3 protein-coding genes and 1 pseudogene are annotated in these 1932 nt (G+C 61.0%); all 4 read left to right on the forward strand.

Going from position 1 to position 1932, the window contains the following annotated elements:
- Positions 1-73: pseudogene (locus AB0M20_RS40775) on the forward strand (replication/maintenance protein RepL); the annotation flags it as partial.
- A gap of 809 nt (positions 74-882) precedes the next feature.
- The gene (locus AB0M20_RS40780; protein WP_364306584.1) at positions 883-1320 is read left to right on the forward strand and encodes a hypothetical protein; all 438 of its coding nucleotides are present in this window, start codon (positions 883-885) and stop codon (positions 1318-1320) included.
- A 50-nt stretch (positions 1321-1370) separates the two neighbouring features.
- The gene (locus tag AB0M20_RS40785; RefSeq protein ID WP_364306586.1) at positions 1371-1658 is read left to right on the forward strand and encodes a hypothetical protein; all 288 of its coding nucleotides are present in this window, start codon (positions 1371-1373) and stop codon (positions 1656-1658) included.
- Between the two features lie 17 nt (positions 1659-1675).
- On the forward strand, positions 1676-1906 hold the full coding sequence (locus tag AB0M20_RS40790) for a hypothetical protein (RefSeq protein ID WP_364306588.1): 231 nt from the start codon (positions 1676-1678) through the stop codon (positions 1904-1906).
- Positions 1907-1932: the final 26 nt, after the last annotated feature.

Raw genomic sequence — 1932 nt, forward strand, 5'->3', positions numbered from 1 at the left:
TGGAGAAGTCATAGAGGTAGACAAGTTATACCGTAAACAAACGTCTGGTAACTTCGTAAAGGCATATATAGTGCATGAGGCGGCGGTGGCGGAGCGGGCCAAGGCCGCCGAGGGCGGGACGATGCCCGGTGAGGCCGACAGGCCGGAGACCGTGCAGGACCTCAACCCGCAGCCGGACCCACTGCCGGGAACGACTCCGTCTCCCCTCGACAACCAGCAGGACCCGCCCCCGCTGGGCAAGCCGCCGGAGGCGCCGCTCCCCGACGCACCCGACTCGCTCAGCACGCCCTCGCCCGGCGACTCGGCCACCGCTGATCAGAGCTCGGACACCGTTGACGACAACAATGAGCGCCGCGCGGCCGCCGAGCACGAGCCTGATGTCGATCAGAACGCACCGGGCGGGCAGGAGACAGCAGCAGCGCAATCCGAGGATCGGGACGCTCAGCCGCAGGCCACCAGCCCACCCGAATCCGCTCGGGAGCAGGCCGACCAACCTAAGACCAAGGATGTCCCCAGCATTGCGGAAGAAATCGCCTCGTCACCGGTGGACGTCAGAACCAAGCCACACGTCAACTCCGCAGGAGACACGGTCGATCGTAATATCGTCGATGACGCGGACGACCTTCTTCCGCTGGCTGAACATCTCGGCATCGGCGAACTGTCACACGACAAGGATGACTACTATTCAGGACAACTTCCGGACGGTCGATACCGAAAGATCGAATGGAATATGGACGGGCATTTCGAGACCGATGAGGGCCCGCACGTCAAGGTGATGGAGACAGAGGATCCTTGGTCGCCGCCGGCCAAGGGCAACAGATGGAAAGCGAAGGCAATGATTTTTGTGGACGGACACGAAAACTACAAGAAGCAGTGGCACTGATGGACCAACCAGGACCGCACCCCAATTGGGACATCGCCATCAGCCTGCTGGCATCCGTGCTGCCGGGCTCAACGGATTACGCCCCCAACAAGATCACCGGGCACACGAGGGATGACTGGCAGCAGTTCGACGTCGAAGACCGGGACATGGACGAGGTCGAGGACGACCTGCTCGACCGATGCTCCGAGATGACCGGCCCGCTCATCGTCGTTAACGACACGAGCTACGCCTCGTATACCTTCAAGCGCGGCCCGTACTTCGTCGAGGCGAGCAAACTCCGCGAGTTCGCGAAGACCTTCGGTGACCGGGTCGGCTCCTACTTCATGGACGGACACGTGATCATCGTTTCCCCGGTCACCGGGATCGTGGTCATGGTCATGGACGACGGACTGATCGCCACGGTGCGAGGCCGGCCGGCGTTGCAGGTTCTCCCCTGATCTTCCCATTTACCAGTTTGGTCAGCATGATGAGTTCCTCAGTCACCACAATGCTCAGTGGATACTTCGCCGCGGAAATGGCCGGAGAACGGCCGATCATGCGCAGCAGCCTGCTCAACGGCGGCCCGGAGGGGGTCGAGAGGCTTCGCGGCGAGTTTCGCGACTTCCTCATCAACCGGCCCATGACCCGAGACGAGTTCTACAAAGCCACCTCCGCCTGGTTCGACAGCGACGAGCAGCTCTACGCCGCGATAGGGGATGCGCACCGGTTCTTCTTCGACGAAGAACCGCCACCCCCCAAGCCCTTCCTTCCGACAACCGGGTGGACCGAACGATGAGTTCCGCATTGACCAGAATGCTCAGCGCATACTTCTCCACGGAGTTGGACGGAGGCCGGCCGGTGTTGCGCAGCGGCCTGATCGACGGCGGACCGGAAGTGGTCGAGAGGCTCCGGGCTGAGTTCCGGGAGTTCCTCACCGACCGGCCCATGACACACGACGAGTTCTACAAGACCACGTCCGCGTGGTTCGACAGCGACGACGAACTAATCCAAATAAACTTACACATGAAGAAATGCTTTGGTTAAAACAAAATATTATCGACTACATGGAA

Source organism: Actinoplanes sp. NPDC051633 (assembly GCF_040681735.1).
Lineage (GTDB): Bacteria > Actinomycetota > Actinomycetes > Mycobacteriales > Micromonosporaceae > Actinoplanes.